This is a genomic window from Microcoleus sp. F4-D5, assembly GCF_036704885.1.
Classification (GTDB): domain Bacteria; phylum Cyanobacteriota; class Cyanobacteriia; order Cyanobacteriales; family Microcoleaceae; genus Microcoleus.
In genome coordinates this window covers 1-18,620 of sequence record NZ_JAUBSX010000110.1, presented here as the reverse complement: position 1 = coordinate 18,620, position 18,620 = coordinate 1, and the positions used below count along the sequence as shown (strand labels likewise).

Genomic DNA, 18,620 nt, shown 5'->3' with positions numbered 1-18,620 from the left:
TCCCAATCCCGTGATTAACTGGCTGCTGTTGGGCCCGAGGCTGGAGTTGGCATTGTTGGCTAATGGCGGTTGGTTGGGAGTTGGTGTGGGAGTTAGAGTTGTCGTGGCTGTGGCAAGCGGATCCGTGCCGTTATTGTTGCCCGGGGTGGGGTCTGGGGTAGCTGAACTGCTGCTGGCGGTGTTGCTGACGCTGGGGCCGGATGCGGGTGCGATGAAGCTGACTGTGTTGGTGACGCTGGCTGTGTTGGTTAGGCTGACAGCCGGGAAGGTGACTATACCTGTAGCGGAATTGTAGGTGCCGCCGTCGGATACGGTCACTCCTGTTAAGCCGGGAACGATGGTGTCGCTGACTGTGACGTTAGTTGCTGTGCTCGGCCCGTTGTTGACAGTGGAAATTGTGTAACTAACTATTGAGCCGGCTGCTGCTGAAGTAGACCCGGTTTTCGTGGTCACTAGGTCGGCACTAGGTGTCACAGTTGTGGTTACTGCAGCGCTGTTGTTGCCCGGGGTGGGGTCTGGGGTATCTGAACTGCTGCTGGCAGTGTTGCTGACGCTGGGGCCGGATGCGGGTGCGATGAAGCTGACTGTGTTGGTGACGCTGGCTGTGTTGGTTAGGCTGACAGCCGGGAAGGTGACTATACCTGTAGCGGAATTGTAGGTGCCGCCGTCGGATACGGTCACTCCTGTTAAGCCGGGAACGATGGTGTCGCTGACTGTGACGTTAGTTGCTGTGCTCGGCCCGTTGTTGACAGTGGAAATTGTGTAACTAACTATTGAGCCGGCTGCTGCTGAAGTAGACCCGGTTTTCGTGGTCACTAGGTCTGCTGTAGTAGCAACAATTGTAGTTGGGGCTTGAGATATTGAGAGGGAACCGTTGTTGTTAGCTGGGTTGGGATCGAAAGTGCTGGAGTTGCTAAAGGCGGTGTTGGTTATGGTTGTGCCGATCGGTGTCGCTGCAGGGACAGTTGCGGTTATGCTGCGGATAGCGCTAGCAGTATTAGCTAGAGTCGGAATTGTCGGCCAGGTGACAGTCCCCCTTGTAGGGTCGTATACGCCACCGTTGTCAGCGCTGAAGAAAGTTAAGTTTGCCGGCAGTTGATCTTGAATCAGAACGTCTGTGGCGCTACTGGTTCCGTTATTAGTGGAAGTAATTGTATAGGTAAGGGTGCTGCCGGGAGTGGCGAACACCGGGCCTGTTTTAGCAACGGAAATGTCGGCTGAAAGTGCAGGAGTGTTAATAGTTTCGACAGCGAGATTAGCAATCTCGTGAAAGTTTGTAAACGAGCCTGTCGAACTAGCAAAACCAAATTTGAAAGTAGGTGGTATTGTTCCGTTTACCGCGACTAGATCGGCGATCTCGATCAAAGTTTCGTTCGTATCAAATACGCCGTTGCCGTTATCGTCTAGGGCAACTGAAAGACTGTTTGAACCTGGCAGTAATGTAATTTGGACTGTTTTTTTTACATTAGCAGCGGTGCGAGTGGTTGCCGCAACATTATCTATACCGCTGGGAACGGTAGCGTTAGTTAAAAAGCTATACGTTGTGGCTGCGCTGCCTCTAATTGCTATTGAATCAGCTAGCTGCCCGGTGCCGCCCTCACGCCCTTCATTGGAAGTGGAAAAATTGCCAAATTCGTCTAATCCGACACCTAAATAACCTCCTGCAATCCCGGGTGTACTCGAAGTGTCGTTGGGAGCATAGCCGAGAGAGCCACCGAATCCTCCCGCTGCTGTTGGCGTAGTTGTTCCGTCAATTAGGAAAAAACTAACGCCATCGGCACCAGTACTGCCATTATAGGCAAATAAATCAAAGGTAACTTTTAGCCCGTCAGTGGAAGAGATGGGGCTGTTGTAGATGACAAAAGCTGATTGGTTGACATTGGCTGATGTTAATCTCAAAGCACCGCTGCCTGGTGGATCGACTGGCCCTCCCACTACACCGGGAATAATGCCGGGACCAGTGCCTGCAGTTAAGCCAGGAGTCTCTGAAGTGCCGCTAGTTCCATAAATCCAAGGCCCTAGTGCTGTTGAACCTTGAAAGGTTTCGCTCACTAAAGTTGCCAGGACAGATGTGTAGGCTTCTAGGACTTCTTTTTTAAAGGCTAGTTCGGTATTGATTCGTCGTGTGGCAATTTCTAATTCCCAGTCGCCACCTAGCGCTGCACTGCCTGTTAGGTTGTTGGAAGCGGCAATATTTGCTCCCGTTAATTCGCTCAGTTTTTGTATGAATTTAATGCCGGATTCGCCGGCGGCTACGTTACAGCCGTAAAGCAGAATGTTGCCTTCCTCGCTAAGGGCTTTTCGCCACTGCTGCAAATGGCTGCTGTAGGTTTCTAGGTTATCAATATTCAGTTCTGTCGATCCAATTTCTACTGCTGCTTCTCGGCCGTGAGATACTACGTGCAGGCTCTTGATGTTGCGCTGACCCAAAATTTCGGTGATTTGTTCGATCGCATCTTGGGTTGAATTGAGTACAAATACTTCGGTTCCAGCTTTGAGACCACCGATCAATTGCTCGTAGTTTTGTACTCGGGAGTCAACAACCACTAGATTTTTTTTTGATTCGATCGCTGCCTTAGAGCTTTCGGCGTTAAAACATAACTTGTTTTTAGTGGCGATATTACTAGATTGGCGTGTTTTTATGGCTGACAAATTCGACATATTGGGGATCGCTTTCATTATTCGCTAATTTACTTATCTGTTCTAACTTACCCGCTTTTAGAAAATTCGATTAACACTTAATATAAATTTTTACTAACTTATATTAAAAAAAAAATAGTTATGTGCTTGTTTTAGTTGAGATGTTAGAGCAGAATTGGACGGGGACTGCTGTGCGCGATCGCGGGTCGCCCTAGCTGACAAATCACCGCAAGTTCTACGCAAGGGTTGTCTGGCTTTGACTGCGCCAGTCAAGTATTTTTTTTTGAGAATAGGCTATACCAGAAGCTTGAGATTGCGCTCGCCCGTTACTAATCCATTGCTGAAAAAAACCCAGTGATTGTGCTAACGGGACGGTTCTCAGTACGGTTGTATGTGTGATTTTTTCTTTAATTGTCACAGTCAATCCAGTTAAAAAATCGGTTTCCGAGAATTGGAAAAATTTTAATTTGAGATTCGATTTACTACCTTTTATAGTTGACATCGCCAATAAACTCATTTATATTATACCTCTCCAAAAAGTCCCAAACCTTCTCCTCGCTAAGGGTTTTCGACTTTCTTAATAAAAACTGTCCAGTTTTATTGTGAGATTTTTTCTTGATTTTTTTGACTCAAATTGGCTGGCGTTCGCATATAATTATTGCTCCGATCCGCCAACGAACTAACCCGCATACCACTCGAATTACACAACGAGTAATTTGCGGCTTTTAAGCAAAACCTTTCTGCTGCTACTCGGAAAATTTTAATCAGTCTAATTAGATGTTCTACCAAGATTATTGTTTTGGCTTTTGACTGATTATCTTTCTGTTGAGCGGTAGTCAGATCCGCTCCAGGATTTTTTTTGTGAGGGGTATCAATTCTTGGTCGAGTGCATAGGCTTTGTCCCCTTGAAAAGTTTGCCAGAGACTTAATTCTAATTCTCAAGCGCGCCAGATTGTTATGTCTGCCGTTGCTCCTGTTTTTCCCACAACTACATTAACTATTTCACTGCCAGATGGCATCACAAATACTTGGTTTTTTAAAGTATGTCTTTTCTGGCCCGAATAGCACTTTTTGTGTTTTTCATTGGATTTCGGTCTTGGTATTGGCTGCTCGTAGCTATCTACTACTAACTCAAACCCGGACTAATTTCTTGAACCCACTCCCGTTCAATTGAGCTTTTTTTAGCTGCTCTAATAAAGAAGCAGGTAGCAAGTCCCTCAAAATTTTTATCCACCTATGAAATATATAATTGGCTGCCGATTCACTCACCCCAAATTGGATTCCCAACATTTGAAAACTGGGCAGATGATGCCAGGATACTAATGTGAGAAGGATTTGCTCTGCAACCGCCAGTTTGGGAGGGAGACCTCCGACTGGTTTGATAATGTGGGTTTTCTGACTTGCGACAGCTTTTTGATGCCGATCGAGCGCGCTCAATGCGTGAGTAATTAGTCCTATTAGTTGGTCGTAACTTAAGCCTAACAGTCTTTGGGTTTCTGAGGGATGTTTTTCTATGTGTTCCAGGAGTTGATTCATTTTTTTTAGGTAAAATGCCATTATAATATATGTGCGATTGCCCGTCTATTTATTTTTGGGAGAGGTCTAATAGTTCTCTTAGCTAAGTCATCCAAATTTTACTGTTAACGGGACTTAAACAAATTTCAAGCCCAAACAAAAGCCGAACCTTCTATGTGTAAGGCAAATACGCCACTATTATGTTGCAGCCAACGGACAAATCGATAAGATATGGCTGTTCTAAAGGCTAACAATGCCTCGCAAACTGTTTAAAGGTTTCAATATCCAATGCCGTCTCAATCCTTTAGTTAACTGTTGCCAAAAAATTAAAATCTAGACGTAGAAAACTAATATCAACAGTCCAGGACGCAAAAACCCGGCCTCTGCACGTAATTTGGTCGTATACGCTCGATCGCGAAAACGAAAGACCGGGTTTTTTTGGTCTCGTACATCCAGGAATGTTGATATTCTTTTAGCCCTAGCCAGCATGAGAGCCTCACGATCGAACACTTCCACCCAATTACGCCCTTGAATAAGTTGTTATTATCCATGGTCGCTTCTGTCAAGAAATGGTGTAATTGGTGGTAAACCACTCCTACTGCTTTGTTTGACATTTGTGTTAACTTTTTCGCTCATCTTCCACCCATAGATATCTCCAAAAAAGCCTGTAATATAGTTTCCGGTAGCATCGGAATGATACTTAGGATACGGCGCCGTGCCGTCTCCCTACCCCGATCGATTGTACAGAAACGGCACGGCGCCGTGTCCTGACTGCGGGTAATATTAATTCCGATGCAACCGGAGTTGATATCGAGGACAGGCAGAATGCCTACCCCACGAATTATTGGAGATGTCCAACAATCCTCCCAAATAGTGTGTAAACCCGTTGTCCAACCTTTCACGGAGACAGCATCACACTTACCGCCGCAGCCAAAGAAGTACCGCACCACGGACACCCCGCACTCAAATGCGCGTAAGGCGAAATTCGGCTGCACTTAGGACACTGCAAACCATATTTTGAAGGCCCGGTCGGCCCAGAGTTACCCGGTGCGGGAGGCCCGAATAGCAAAACTGTCTGCGGGGCAGTTACCGCCACCTCCGTCACATTCACCACATCGATTTGCACTTGGCCTAAATGAATGTGGCTTCCGGATGTCAATTTTGCTTCGCCTCGGGCGAGAATTTTTCCGTCTACCAGCGGCGGATTGCTTTCGCGCAAATTCCGCACTACATACTCCTGCAATTCCTGATTAAAAAATATTTCAACGTGCAGACCGGATACGCTGGGATGCGACAATACTATATCGCACTTCGCCGGATCGCGCCCGATCCTCACAGTTCCCGGATTTTTGCTCGGCTGTCCGTTTTTAATCGTGTGAGTTTGACGCACCCCAGCTTCTGTCCATACTAAAGTGAGCTGGTTTGTCATGATTGTATAGTTTGCTGAAAAATATAGAAAAATGTTAGCTGATTTATTTTGAGGACGGACTTCCTGACAAAAAAACTTCATTAGAATTATTGACGCAGACTCGATCGAAGTTCTGACAATATTATGTGGAGTTAAACAAAAAAACCTCGACTTCGAGGCTTTTAGGGATCGTATTCGCTTTTTTTGAGAGACGGACTCGCGCTTGCCAGGTTTTCTTTCCCGCAAAACTATTGACCCCTGTGCAGCTTTGTGAAAGATTTGCCGTTAAAGATTGAGCAGCTATTGCTAAAAACTAATTGTTGTGGGGTTTTCAGATTTGCGAAGCTTTGGTGCACTACGGGCAGTTGTTGGAGGTTAGCCGATCGAACTACGTCTGAGAATTCGATCGCCCAACCTCCTCAAAGGCTCAGTGTCCTAATGCTCGAGCTTACACTGCAACTGTCCAATCTTTGATTGCATGGCAAGCTTTGAGAGACTTATTCACTTTTGCGGCTTTTCCGACCGCCTTCGCGACCAATTTGAGCCATGTGTTCGCGATTTCTGCTGACAGCTTCGCCACCTTTCTGACCAGCTTCTCTGGCTTCTTCAGGGGTGAATTCGTGTGCAGTTCCTTTCTCGTGTGCAGCTTTTCCGCCTTTGCTAGCAATTGCGCGCTGTTTTTCTGCATCCATAGAAGCGAATCCGCGTTTGCTTTTCTCAGCCATGACTGTCTCCTTGTGTTTTTTCTGATTTTTTAGCTCGATCGCGCCTTCGCCTCCCACTGTCGTGGGTACTCCCACGAGCGTGGAGAGATATCCGACGGTAAATTATGAAACCTCATCTGACGAATGTAAGCTTTTGGTTTCACTCGCAGGATGACTATTTCATAGTTTACAAATGTGAACTAAAAATAGTTCACGCCCGGGCACTATTTTTATAGCCGCCAATGTTTAAGCAGGTTACTGTCTTTCAATCATTCTAGAAATCCCCCTACTTTTATACCTCTTTCTCAGGTATAGTCATTCTTTAGTTCGCTGGAAGGATGGAACCCAAAGCTGATTGGCGGTAGACTCAGAGGATTTTTCGACTTAAGGGCGACACCTCAAAAATTAAAAGTCCAAAGAGGGATGCTTTTTTGGTCTTTTTGCTTTTTTTTTTGAAGCCTTCGGCGCTTGCGAGTTATTCCTATGTTAGTTTGTCTGCCGATCTAGTTGTTTCTGGTAATCGATATCTCGGGGCGCAGCGCAGGACGTACTCGATCGCACTTATCAAGTTTACCTTATGACCGATCGAAACATAAATCGGTTTTACCCCTGTTTGAGTCCTCAGCGCTGCCCCTACCGTTGATCCCTCCTGCAGCAAGGGTTGCCAACTGCCCCGGTCGAGCCCGACTTCTGAATGTTCTCCAATAAATCGAGTTTTGGCAACTCCGATCGTGGCAATTCCTGTCAAAACCCCCAAATGGCAAGCCAGACCGAACCTGCGGGGATGAGCAAGTCCTTGACCGTCGCACAATATCAAGTCTGGCCTCAAACTGATATTTTCTAAAACATCGAGGACTGCCGGCACTTCTCGAAAAGACAGGAAACCCGGAATGTAAGGAAAAGTTGTAGGACTGCGAACGACAGCTTGCTGCTGCAACTGCAAGTCGGGAAAGCTCAGAATTGTGACAGCGGCCCGCGATAGGCCGTGTGCACTGTCGTAGCCGACATCTACGCCTGCGACGTACCGAACTGTCTCCAGTTGATTTTCGGTAATTACCTCTGACCGAAGCTGTTCTTGAATGGCGATCGCCTCTTCAATTGTCTGCGGCCAAGGGTGTCGCTGCAACATTAGACATCTTTATTCAACCGTTCTCATCTAAGTTTAACTTATTTTCGGCTATTTTAAAACTCGGATTTTTATCGTTTGTCGCTATAAATTCCCTACTTGGGCAACGAGTTTTTTTTCTACTGTGAAGGGTTGAGCGAGGTGGCTGCCGGCCAATTCTACATATCAAGTCTGTACATCGTAGACTGAAATTCTATCTTTTGCTTGTACTTGCACCAACCCCTAAAGGTTTTACCGGCACGCACCTCCCATTTACCATTCAAATTCACCCACACATTAGCTGTTCAATTCCGATATTTTCGCTCTCTAGAAAGCTTTCTCTCTCTGATGACATTTTATCGCTTGTCGGAGAGCGTTCGAGCTATTTATTTACTTTTTCTTTATCTAAAATCGTCCTCACTGTCAAGATGATTGAAACATTTATTCATTAATGAACGCAGCCAGGTACAAGTGCCATTGTTCGTATCAGAGCATCAATGCAGCGGCAATCTATTTTTTTTTTAATTTAAGAGAATCTCAAACTATCAAACATATATGACTTTTATGAATAAAAATAAATAAATTTATGACTTGTTGCACCATTAACATGAAGTTATAATTTTAGATAAGAGCGAATAGAAAACTAACATCCAGTAAAACAACCTAGCTGAATTAACATATGAAAAACCTGCAAAGTGTTCGGTACAACCTAGCTCTCTACATCATCGGCGGCATCGTCTTAATCATCGCCTCCTTAATTTTAAGACCTTTTGCCATCGTCGGCGCAGGGGAACGCGGCGTCATGATGCGCTTCGGCAAAGTTCAAGACGCGATCTTAGATGAAGGCATCCACCCGATTTTACCGATCGTCACCTCTGTAAAAACTCTGAGCGTGCGGGTACAAAAAACCGATTTGAAAGCAGATGCAGCATCCAAAGATTTGCAAAGCATTACTACAGATTTGGCAGTCAACTGGAATGTTGACCCCACCCAAGTCAATCAAGTTTTTCAACAGATAGGAGACGAAGAACAAATTGTTACCAGCATCCTGAGTCCGGCAATTTCTGAAGTTCTCAAAGCAGCAACTTCTAAAAAAACCGCCGAAGAAATTATCACTAAGCGCACGGAACTCAAAACAGAAATCGACAACAGCCTCAAAAAGCGTTTGCAACCTTACGGCGTCGTCGTCAGAGATGTTTCCTTGATAAATTTTGGCTTTTCTCCAGAATTTAGCAAAGCCATAGAAGCCAAACAGATAGCAGAACAAGAAGCCAAACAAGCAGAATTTGCAGTTCAAAAAGCAACCCAAGACGCTCAAGCTGAAATAAAACGGGCTAAAGGTCAAGCCGAAGCTCAACGCTTGCAGCGCCAAACATTAACTCCCGAAATTTTGCAGCAGCAAGCAATTGAAAAATGGAACGGCCAGTTTCCCACAGTAATGGGAGGAGGCGGAACTTTGCCGTTAATTAATATTGCGCCGCCGAGTTCTCAAGCAGCAACTCCTGCTAAATAAGCTGCTGCGGATCGAGATTGCCAGGGCGCGGGGAGAAGGGGAGAGGGGGAGAGAGTCTGAGGGGGATAAGAATTGAGGGTTTTTCACTGCGGAAGTCAAGATGTGGTTGTTTTTAATGCCGCACAGCAAGCGTAGAAAATAGAAGTAACAACTAACGTGAAATCCAGCTTACTTAAATGCCGAGATACAATTTAGGTTGCGCGAGTCCTGAAAAACGTTAGAGTAAGAAACAACTCGGAAATTGTAAAGGTTTGCTTGAAAGTTCGGCTGATGGGAGATCGGGAGAACCAGTCAATTTCTAATTTAGGTGAAGTGGGGGGGGCAGACGATCGCCATACTGCGTCAGACGCAGTGTGGCTGCGCGATCGAGCCTTGGCAGCTACTAGCAGCGGCATTGTGATTGCTGACGCCAATGCACCCGACTTTCCCATAATTTATTGCAATCCGGCCTTTGAACGGATGACAGGTTACTGCGCCAGTGAAATCTTGGGGCGCAACTGCCGATTTTTGCAAGGCCCCGATACCGATCGAACTACTGTAGCTAACATTCGCGAGGCCTTGCGCCAAGGTCGAGAACTGCAGGTGACAATCAAAAATTACCGCAAAGACGGCACTGCTTTTTGGAACAAATTGTCGCTGTCTCCCGTGCGAGACGACAGCGGTAATTTGACTCACTTCGTCGGAGTTCAGTTCGACTTATCCGAACGCATAGGAGTGCAGGAAGCATTGCAGCAAGCTAACGACCAACTGCAAACGATTTTGGAAGCAGTTCCGGGAACAGTATCTTGGGTGAGTTCGGATTTGCGCTATTTGGGGGTTAACCAGCACCTAGCCAAACTGCACAATTTGCCGCCGTCGGCTTTTATCGGTCAAGATATCGGTTTTCTGGGCGCTGGCTCGGATTTTCACTCTTTTGTCGCGGAGTTTTTTGCCGGCGACGCTACGGAAGCGGTTAAAGAACTCAGCGCTAAGGTGAAAACCGACGGGGGACAGTCGGCGGGACACTATTTGATTGTGGCTCAAAAGTACGATCGCGGTAAAGCAGCTTGTCTGGTGGGGATTGACATTACCGAGCGCAAGCGGGCAGAAGAAGCTCTGGTGCTGACTCGCAAGGCGCTGGAAAGTTCGAGCGACGCGATCGGCATCAGCGATGCTTTCGGCACTCACATCTATCAAAATCAAGCGTTTTCTCAGCTATTTGAATGGGAAACCGCACAGGAATTTAAACTCGCTGGAGGTATAGCGACAGTTTTTGCTGACTCCGCAGTCGCAAGCGAGGTACTCGATACCGTCGCCCAGGGTTATTCTTGGTCGGGTGAAGTTACTAACCGCACTAAAAGCGGCAAAATTTTGCAAGTGCTGCTGCGGGCAGATGCTATTAAAGACCGAACAGGGAAAATTATCGGTCTGATTTACATGAATACCGACATTACCGATCGCAAGCGCACGGAACAAGAACTGCGGCAAAGGGAGAAGCGCTTTCGATCGCTGATTGAAAATGCTAGAGACATTATTGTAATTCTCGACGAGAAAGGCTTTTGCCGGTATGTCTCTCCTTCCCAAGAGCGGATCTTGGGCTATCCGACGGCGGAAGTGCTCGGCAAATCTGTATTTGAGTTGATTCACCCCGACGAATTGCCGATGGTGGATCAAGTGTTCCAAGGTATCATCCAAATGCCAAGAGTGGGGCTGGGATTGGCAGAGTACCGAGTGCAGCACAAGGACGGTTCCTGGTGCGTGTTGGAAGCGGTGGCGACGAATTTGCTCGAAGAACCTTCGGTGCGGGGAATTGTTGTCAACTGTCACGACGTGACTGAGCGCAAGGTGGCTGAAGACCAATTGTTGCACGATGCTTTGCACGACGCGCTGACGGAGTTGCCGAACCGCGCTTTGTTCACTGACAGGTTGGGACAAGCTTTTGCCCGCGCGCAACGGCATCCCAGCTATCAGTTTGCGGTGCTGTTTCTGGATTTGGACAGGTTTAAGGTGATTAATGACAGCCAGGGACACCGCACGGGCGATCGGCTTTTGGTGACTGTGGCTCGCCGTCTCTTGACTTGTTTGCGGCCCGGCGATACGGTGGCGCGTCTGGGGGGAGATGAGTTTGTGATTTTGCTGGAGGAAATTCACGGTGTTGATGAGGCGATCGCCCAGGCAAAGGAAATTCTCAAAACCATCGAACGACCGCTTTATTTGGAAGGTAATAAAGTTTTAATTACTGCTAGCATCGGCATTGCTTTAAGTACCGACAAATATCAGTGGCCGGGAGATATTTTGCGCGATGCTGATATTGCGATGTACCGGGCAAAAGCTCTCGGTAAAGCTCGCTACGAAGTATTTACCAGTGCGATGCACACTCGGGCTGTGGCTTTAATGCACTTGGAACACGATTTGCGGGAGTCGGTTGAAGAACTCAATTTGAACTATTCGATACTGGATTTTGGATGTGGGACGGCGGCAGAAAACTCGCCGATGGGCGAAATCGAACCCAAGTTGGAGCATCCGAAGTCGCAATTTGCTCCTTTTAAATTGGAATGTCCTTTTACTGTTTATTATCAGCCGATAGTTTGTTTAAAAAGCGGCTCAGTTATCGGATTTGAGGCATTGGTGCGCTGGCTGCACCCGGAACGGGGTTTAGTTTCTCCGATGGAATTTATTGCGATGGCGGAGGAAACAGGGTTAATTACGCCTTTGGGTTTGTGGGTTTTGAACGAAAGCTGCCGCCAAATTATTAAGTGGCAGAGTTTGAATTTATCTGTGGGAAATTCGCCTCTGACAGTCGCAGTAAATCTTTCCGCGAGGCAGTTTGCACAACCGGAGTCGATCGAGCAAATTAAGCAAGTTTTGCAGGAAACGGGTGTTGATACTCGCTGTTTGAAGTTGGAGATTACTGAGAGTGTGGTGATGGAAGATGGGGAAGCGGCGGCGGCGATGCTTTCGCAGTTGAGAGAGTTGGGGATCGATCTGTGCATTGATGATTTCGGCACTGGTTATTCGTCTTTGAGTTATTTGCACAAGTTCCCGATTAATATTTTGAAGGTCGATCGCTCTTTTGTCAGCCGCATCGGAGAAACGGGCGAAAATTTGGAAATCGTGCGGGCGATCGTCATGCTGGCCCGCAGTTTGGGGATGGAGGTAGTGGCAGAAGGGGTCGAAACCGCCGTCCAATTGGCTCAAATGCGGGCGATCGGCTGCGAGTACGGTCAGGGGTACTTTTTCTCTAAACCTCTCGACAGCGAGGCAGCTACAGCCTTATTACAGCGATCGCCGAAATGGTGAACTGAACCAAATATTTAATTTGTATTTTGAAAAATCTTAAAACTATTGCGGGGTGCGCTTATTGAAGATTCAATAAGGGCGATCGATCTTTTCCTACTCAATGCCTTGAGTGTTAAAATTAAAATTTAGTATAATAGCAAACTATCGAGATAGGTAAAAATATATGTCTCAATCTATTGTGCCAGCAGTCGAACAAAAACAGCTCGATACTTCGCCGACCTTGACTTTTGAAGAGTACAGAGTTTATCAAAGCAATGACGATGTAAAATATGAATTGTACAAAGGCAAATTAATACCGATGGCAACGGCTAGCGCATTACATACAAGCATCAGCGAATTTTTGGTTTACAAATTGCAGCGTTACCTAGCTGAACACAATCTAGATTTAGTGGTAAAAACTTCTGTAGGAGTGAGAACCGAAGAGGCGACATCTCGCATTCCCGACGTAGTTGTTTGCACAGAAAGTTTGTGGCAACAAGCTCTTGCAAGACGCGGTTCCGGCATCCTTGACTTTGATGAAACGCCGTTATTAGTAATAGAAGTAGTTAGCCAAGATCGGCGGGCAGACTATATAACTAAACGAGGAGAGTACGAACAAGCTAATGTACCGGAATATGTGATTGTTGACCCAGCAGAAACCAGGCAGCGGGTGCGAGTTATGGCATTTCTCGAAGGTGATGACATTTATACAGAGGTAAATTACTTGCCGGGTGAGGAAATGGAATCTGTAGTATTTCCCAATCTGAGATTATCAGTCAATGAAATTTTAGATCCGCCATTGGTGGAAGGGTTAATTAAGGCAGAACAAGCTCAATTGCAGAAAGCTGAAAGATTGGCGGCGAGATTGCGGGAATTGGGCATAGATCCTGATGCTGTGTAGGAACTTGAATGAAGTACGTGAAGCGAAGATATCCCGAAGGGAATCGCCCTTAACGTATCTCAATCATCGATCGGCAAGTCGTGGAGTCAAGAAGGGCGATCTTTGCCGAACCGAAGCCTATACTGTTAAAATCAAAATTCATTATAATAGAAAACTATCGAGATAGGTAAAAATATATGTCTCAATCTGTTGTGCCAGCAGTCGAACAAAAACAGCTCGATACTTCGCCCACATTAACTTTTGAAGAATACCGAGTTTATCAAGGAGAATCCGATGTAAAATATGAACTGTACAAAGGCAAATTGATCCCGATGCCAACAGCCACAGTTTTACACATCAAAATTTGCGAATATTTAGTTTACCAATTGCAGCGTTACCTAGCTGAACACAATCTCGACTTAGTAGTAAAAACAGGTCTGGGAGTGAGAACAGATGAAGATAAATCTCGGATTCCCGATGTAGTTGTCTGCACTAAAAGTCTTTTGGAACAAGCTGCTGCTAGACCAGGTGCAGGTATCCTCGAATTTGATGAAAAGCCGCTGTTAGTGGTAGAAGTCGTCAGCGAAAATCGCCGCGAAGATTACGTGATTAAACGCGGAGAGTACGAATTAGCGAATGTGCCGGAATATTGCATTGTTGACCCTAAAGTTGGTAAGCAAAAAATCCGGCTTTTTGCATTGATTGAAGGTGAAGATGGTTACACGTATACAGATTTCTTGCCGGGTGATGAAATGGAATCTGTAATATTTCCCAATCTGAGGTTATCAGTCAATGAAATTTTAGATCCGCCATTGGTGGAAGGGTTAATTAAGGCAGAACAAGCTCAATTGCAGAAAGCTGAAAGATTGGCGGCGAGGTTGCGGGAATTGGGCGTAGATCCTGATGCTGTGTAGGAAATGGGATGAAGTACGTGAAGCTATCCCGCAGGGGATCGCCCTTGACGTATCTCAATCATCTAGGGACAAGTCGCGCAGGAAATAAAAGCGATCGCGCCCTAAATTCTCTCCTTTAATTCGCCCTGCATAACCTGTCAGCGGAGAAGAAAGTTCTACTAACATTTCGTGCAACTCTTCGCGGGACAGCTTCTTGGGTGGGTTAGACATTGAATACGCACCGATCAGAGCATCAACACTGGCTCTTTCAGAACCTGTAGTTTCTAAATACTTTTTCAGAATAGAAAGAACGTGCGATCGCACTTTAATTTCTTGTTCAACTTGCTCAATATATTTAGCAACTTCACCATCAGATTGTCCCGGTTTTAAGTATTCTTTAAGTTTAAATAAGTCCACCGAGTTAGGATACTTGCTTTGCAGTTTAACCAATTTTTCCAGCGTCTCAGGGTTCATAATTGCCATACCGTGTATTTTTGCTGCATCCATAAGTTGAGTAGTTGGAACGCCAGGGCCAATAATCAACTTAGTTGCTTTTGCGAGCATTTCTTTATCTTTGAGCCGTAGCGTTCCTAAATTCAGCAATTGAACTGCTGTATCGTTAGGGATTTTTTTACCGGCTTTGCACTCGCCAACTAAGGGGTAAGGTTTTGAGCATAATAAATCTAAGCCGCCAGCACCACCTTTGTGAGCATAATCTATGGTAAATCCCAAAAACTCAAGGCTATCGCGCACTACAATTTCAAAGTCTGTTCCTGCTTGATAGTTGCTTTTGTTTGTATCTAGTTCTTTGGTGCGATTTCCCAAAGCTGCTATGGTATTTATCCAAGATAAATCCGGTTTGATTGGTTTTACAGGCTGATCGCTACTCCAACCTAGAAATATTTTGATTTCTTCATCCAGTTGTTTGGCTTTTGGGTTGGTGGTGGATAAATGCACTAATGCACTTTGCAACTCTTCCAATTCTGGATGTTCAGGAGGCTCTAGTTTTTCCAGCTTTTGACGGCGTTTGGCAAAGATAGACTCGCTCACCACAGGCGTTGCATCAGTAACAGTTAGAGACTTTGGCAAAGATACAAAATTGCCGCTGGGATGCACTGGCATTTCCAGCGGCTGAGGTAGCAGATAGACGCGAAGATGAGTTAGAAAAATATAACGTCGTTGCAGGAGAGTTTGCTGTAATGCCTCTGTTGTCCAGACTGTTAACTGCGACAAAGCCTCTAATGATTCTGGATCGTTTCGTATTTCGCACCATTCGCATTTAGCCCAAGCTTTTATCAAAATCGTCTCAGAAGTTAACTGAGAAAATGAGGTTTTAGCAATTGGTAAAAAACTCGATCGGTAGTATTGCTCGTGGGGCAGCAAATTAATCGAGATATTGGCTGGATATAGGGCAAATGACCTACCAGGCTCGATGAACATTCGAGGCATGGCTGCGATCGCTCGCCCTTCGATTAAGGCTTCCACATCTGGCGCAGGTAACTGCAAAGCCGTATCAACAAAAACAGAATAACTCATCCACTTATTGACCTAATAACTTATCAAGTGCTTCGTCGAGGTTGTTAATTTCCGTTGTATCAGGTATGAACGTACTTTCAGCGATCTCATTTTCATCAACCAACCCATCAGGAATCTGACCCGACGGGTCGCTAAGAATTTCACAAATTATATAATTTTCAACTGCGAGCTTTTTGTGAACAATAAACTCCAGTATTTGGTCTTCTGTTACATCGTAATCTGTGCGAGCCTTGTTGACCAAATAAATGGCTAATAGAGGCTTGATATCTTCACTTGTAAGCTTGACAAATTCTCCACCTAGTTCTTGAGAAAGAAGTCGATCCAAACACTGTTTTCCTACTGTCTTCGGTTTAACATCTTTAGAACGAACTAAACAACCGCGAGTCATATCAAACTTTTGATACTCAATTAATCGCTTTAAGGCGGCACTGACAAACTTTGCCCCAGATTCTTGAACAACTGCTACTACTATCTTGACAGACTTGCCATTTTCTTTGCCTCGAATTCTAAAGTGGAGATAACCTTTGTCTACAGCTTTAGTTTGTACCTTTTCAATCTCCTCAACTTGCATTCGTTCCACAGTCTCTCCTTTGACTGCAAGGAAGGCTAAATATAGAGCCTCGGCTAAAATATTGCTATCGTCAAAATATTTCTCGATTGTTTCCTCAAGAGCATTCAGTTCGTTGTTAAAAGCAAGTTCAACTTGATGGAGTGGATCTGCTGCTGTTGGCGGTGGAGTAGGATCGTCAGGTACTTTCCAATTCTTAGCACACTCCTCTAAAACCTTTCTGACAATTAATTTTTCTTTCCCCAGTTCTCTCAATTCACCTTCATTAAAAGGATAAACGGGATAAGGTGGAGTTAAACCTTTACTGTCATAAAATTCTTTGAGCCATTGAGAAACTAGAGTCACTACATCATCAGCATTCAGATACTGTAAATCAAAAATCTTTTCACCCATTCTAGCTGTGACTGACTCGGCCTGGGGTAATGCTCTAATTTGAAATTGCCAAGTTTCATCAAACATAGCTGTCATTAAGACACCTCGTTTAATTTTACCGTACAGGTCTTTTACTAAGAGCGCGACGACCTGCGCCCTGTTGAAACCAGCTTCATTCCGATCTACACTCTCTAACTCATCAAAGCCAATTACTAGAGTTCTGTAATCACCGATTAAGTCTAAAATTTGGCAGACAGTCTGAAATGCTTCGCCTTCTTTATCCTCTTCCGTAGAATTTGGTAACCCCATTGCATCAGCTTGTGCCTGTGCCAAGGCTTTTCCAGACAGCCAGTTGGTTGCAAAGCTCACTTTATCTGAAGAAAGTGTCCACAGAATAGCCTGTATTAAATAAGGATTTTCGATGTTTGACTTCAGTTGAAGTATTTTGGCAGTTAAGGCCTCAACTAACTGAGGATTTTTAGCTAATGCCCCCGAAAATTGCTTGACTAAATTTTGAGGTCGGTAATTTTTTCCTGATGCCTCATTGATCAAAGCAGTTGCTAATTCTTGCCACTGCATTACGCCTTCGTTACCAATCTGTTTCAGGCTTAAAGACAAAGTGTTGAGAAAGTTAGCGTGGACTCGGTTTAAGTTTCCATAGTCTACGTCGCTCATATAAACAAAGAAAGAACCACCTTCATCTAGAAGGCGGCTGCGAATCCGACTGATTAGGTGGCTTTTTCCTAGACCTTTTTCAGCTTTGATCGTGATGCCACTAACTGTACGATACCCGGCGCGGATTTGCTCGATCGCCTGAAAGATAGCATCAGAGGCATGAGCATTGATAGAAGGAACGTCAGGAAAACTTTGCTTCCAAATATCATTGCTCCTGACTATTAACGATCTGTCAAAAGGGTTTTGACTTGCAATAGCTTTATTGAGGTCGGGGATTGAGGAGTGAAAGTCATTCATTGTTTTTTGTGCGTGTGAAGATAAAGGAGCGAATCCACTACTAACTCAATTTAATTAGGTTAAACGCTTGACATAGCAGCGCAAACCGTTCACTTTTGTGGTGATAGAATCTTCGATTTTGTCGGGGGCGCTGTCTTCTACACTGCCACCTATAAGCTGGAAAATATCATTAGCTTGCATTTCCAACAGCCACTCATTAAACTCCGATCGCCCTACCCTTTCCCCGATCGCCCGCCGCATCCGATAAATCGGCACTAAATCGTCTAAATTATAATCCCGGTTCAAGCTGTCATACACATCCAGCGCCACAGCCTTAAAATCTTCATAGGATGCGATCGCCCCTGCATCCGCCTTCCCCTTCTCAACCCCAACACTCGCCGCACCATCTTGATGCCGAATCCACTTCAACAAAGAATTTCCCAGCCGAGTACCAATTTGAGAACCGTCAAACTCAAACAGAGAATCCTTACTTTTCAAGCCTTCCGCTAAAACTTCTTTCCCCTTCGCCGTCAATTCCACCAGCGTCACCCGATTTACCAGCGAATACTCGATCGCCCCAGTCGCCTGCAACTCGGCGAGAACTTCCAGATATCTCTGACTCGTCTCATTAGTCCGCACAATTCGCTTAGTCAAATCCCCCTTTTTCACCTTCATCTTGCCGCCGCTCAAATCCCACAAATTCAGCAGTACCCGAACTTTCGCCTTCGCATCCCACACCGCTTGCTGTTCAGGTGTCAAAGTTTGAGACACCGCAATTTCATCTTTCTCAGACATATCCAGACCTTTAAATACTTGTTCTTACTATCAAATTTTATCAGAAATTTTGCTGACAAACATCTCAAATTTTCCGCAAAATCCTCAGCGACGCTGGACACAACTCATACAAATTTTATTTGAGAATAATTCTGATTGACTAAAATGTAATTTTTTGATAAAATACGCGGATAAAACTAGCGATCGCAGTTTAAATTCTCCGCAGTAAATGCGATCGAAACAATTTTAAGCACAGCCCGCTACCTCCTAGCAACCTCAACAAATATAGCGCTCTCAACCGCAACTAATAACCAGCAAACAGCGTAACTGCGACTTTAGTTCAATCCTCGATTCTGCCTTTAGAAAGACGAATTCAACTGAGGCATCTTGTTACATTGCAATGGCAATCAAAACATTCAACAACACCTTATACCATTTTTCTAAAGATGTGCTAGAGATAAAGAATGTAAGATCCAAGACCATCCTGTGAGAAAACCAATGAC

The 18,620-nt window shown here is 45.2% G+C and carries 14 protein-coding genes; 4 read left to right on the top strand and 10 right to left on the bottom strand.

What is annotated here, in order from left to right; translation table 11 throughout:
• From QUA80_RS30600 to nfi, 7 genes are all read right to left on the bottom strand, one after another.
• The coding region (locus QUA80_RS30600) for a DUF4347 domain-containing protein (protein ID WP_333428703.1) at positions 1-2,547 on the bottom strand (2,547 nt) is incomplete at its 3' end.
• Positions 2,548-3,237: 690 nt separating this feature from the next.
• On the bottom strand, positions 3,238-3,582 hold the full coding sequence (locus tag QUA80_RS30595; RefSeq protein ID WP_333428702.1) for a transposase family protein: 345 nt from the start codon (positions 3,580-3,582) through the stop codon (positions 3,238-3,240).
• Positions 3,579-3,743: a transposase family protein gene (locus QUA80_RS34010; protein WP_445302308.1), complete on the bottom strand. Its 165-nt coding sequence runs from the start codon at positions 3,741-3,743 to the stop codon at positions 3,579-3,581. Before QUA80_RS34010 ends, QUA80_RS30595 begins: the two co-directional genes overlap by 4 nt.
• A 28-nt stretch (positions 3,744-3,771) precedes the next feature.
• A complete protein-coding gene (locus QUA80_RS30590; protein WP_333428701.1) occupies positions 3,772-4,176 on the bottom strand; it encodes a transposase family protein in 405 nt (134 codons plus the stop codon).
• Positions 4,177-5,053: 877 nt separating this feature from the next.
• Positions 5,054-5,584 carry an FHA domain-containing protein gene (locus QUA80_RS30585; RefSeq protein ID WP_333428700.1) on the bottom strand — a complete coding sequence of 177 codons (531 nt, stop codon included), beginning with the start codon at positions 5,582-5,584 and terminating at the stop codon, positions 5,054-5,056.
• Between the two features lie 476 nt (positions 5,585-6,060).
• On the bottom strand, positions 6,061-6,363 hold the full coding sequence (locus QUA80_RS30580) for a KGG domain-containing protein (protein ID WP_333428699.1): 303 nt from the start codon (positions 6,361-6,363) through the stop codon (positions 6,061-6,063).
• 385 nt (positions 6,364-6,748) lie between these two features.
• Positions 6,749-7,396: a deoxyribonuclease V gene (gene nfi, locus QUA80_RS30575; RefSeq protein WP_333428698.1), complete on the bottom strand. Its 648-nt coding sequence runs from the start codon at positions 7,394-7,396 to the stop codon at positions 6,749-6,751.
• 655 nt (positions 7,397-8,051) lie between these two features.
• On the opposite strand from nfi, the gene QUA80_RS30570 reads away from it, so the two are divergent.
• The 4 genes from QUA80_RS30570 to QUA80_RS30555 all read left to right on the top strand — a co-directional run bounded on the left by QUA80_RS30570 (position 8,052) and on the right by QUA80_RS30555 (position 13,937).
• Entirely contained in the window at positions 8,052-8,885 is an 834-nt protein-coding gene (locus QUA80_RS30570) for a prohibitin family protein (protein WP_333428697.1), read from the top strand.
• A gap of 270 nt (positions 8,886-9,155) precedes the next feature.
• On the top strand, positions 9,156-12,164 hold the full coding sequence (locus QUA80_RS30565) for an EAL domain-containing protein (RefSeq protein ID WP_333428696.1): 3,009 nt from the start codon (positions 9,156-9,158) through the stop codon (positions 12,162-12,164).
• Between the two features lie 163 nt (positions 12,165-12,327).
• A complete protein-coding gene (locus QUA80_RS30560; protein WP_333428695.1) occupies positions 12,328-13,044 on the top strand; it encodes a Uma2 family endonuclease in 717 nt (238 codons plus the stop codon).
• A gap of 176 nt (positions 13,045-13,220) precedes the next feature.
• Positions 13,221-13,937: a Uma2 family endonuclease gene (locus tag QUA80_RS30555; RefSeq protein WP_333428694.1), complete on the top strand. Its 717-nt coding sequence runs from the start codon at positions 13,221-13,223 to the stop codon at positions 13,935-13,937.
• Positions 13,938-13,991: 54 nt separating this feature from the next.
• Here the strand turns inward: QUA80_RS30555 and QUA80_RS30550 are convergent, their stop codons facing one another.
• Genes QUA80_RS30550 through QUA80_RS30540 form a run of 3 tightly spaced genes read right to left on the bottom strand, consistent with a single transcriptional unit; the run spans position 13,992 to position 18,138 of the window.
• Entirely contained in the window at positions 13,992-15,452 is a 1,461-nt protein-coding gene (locus QUA80_RS30550; protein WP_333428693.1) for a DUF1802 family protein, read from the bottom strand.
• 4 nt (positions 15,453-15,456) lie between these two features.
• Complete coding sequence (locus tag QUA80_RS30545; RefSeq protein WP_333428692.1) at positions 15,457-17,364, bottom strand: hypothetical protein; 1,908 nt, start codon at positions 17,362-17,364, stop codon at positions 15,457-15,459.
• A 54-nt stretch (positions 17,365-17,418) separates the two neighbouring features.
• Positions 17,419-18,138 (bottom strand): hypothetical protein, encoded by a 720-nt coding sequence (locus QUA80_RS30540; protein WP_333428691.1) that lies wholly within the window; start codon positions 18,136-18,138, stop codon positions 17,419-17,421.
• Positions 18,139-18,620 lie beyond the last annotated feature (482 nt).

Excerpts from the sequence above, each read along its gene's own strand:
- QUA80_RS30590 (WP_333428701.1), bottom strand. The coding sequence starts at position 4,176 with ATGAATCAACTCCTGGAACACATAGAAAAACATCCCTCAGAAACCCAA.
- QUA80_RS30540 (WP_333428691.1), bottom strand. The coding sequence starts at position 18,138 with ATGTCTGAGAAAGATGAAATTGCGGTGTCTCAAACTTTGACACCTGAA.
- QUA80_RS30570 (WP_333428697.1), top strand. The coding sequence starts at position 8,052 with ATGAAAAACCTGCAAAGTGTTCGGTACAACCTAGCTCTCTACATCATC.
- QUA80_RS30555 (WP_333428694.1), top strand. The coding sequence starts at position 13,221 with ATGTCTCAATCTGTTGTGCCAGCAGTCGAACAAAAACAGCTCGATACT.
- QUA80_RS30565 (WP_333428696.1), top strand. The coding sequence starts at position 9,156 with ATGGGAGATCGGGAGAACCAGTCAATTTCTAATTTAGGTGAAGTGGGG.
- QUA80_RS30550 (WP_333428693.1), bottom strand. The coding sequence starts at position 15,452 with ATGAGTTATTCTGTTTTTGTTGATACGGCTTTGCAGTTACCTGCGCCA.
- QUA80_RS30545 (WP_333428692.1), bottom strand. The coding sequence starts at position 17,364 with ATGAATGACTTTCACTCCTCAATCCCCGACCTCAATAAAGCTATTGCA.
- QUA80_RS30560 (WP_333428695.1), top strand. The coding sequence starts at position 12,328 with ATGTCTCAATCTATTGTGCCAGCAGTCGAACAAAAACAGCTCGATACT.
- nfi (WP_333428698.1), bottom strand. The coding sequence starts at position 7,396 with ATGTTGCAGCGACACCCTTGGCCGCAGACAATTGAAGAGGCGATCGCC.
- QUA80_RS30585 (WP_333428700.1), bottom strand. The coding sequence starts at position 5,584 with ATGACAAACCAGCTCACTTTAGTATGGACAGAAGCTGGGGTGCGTCAA.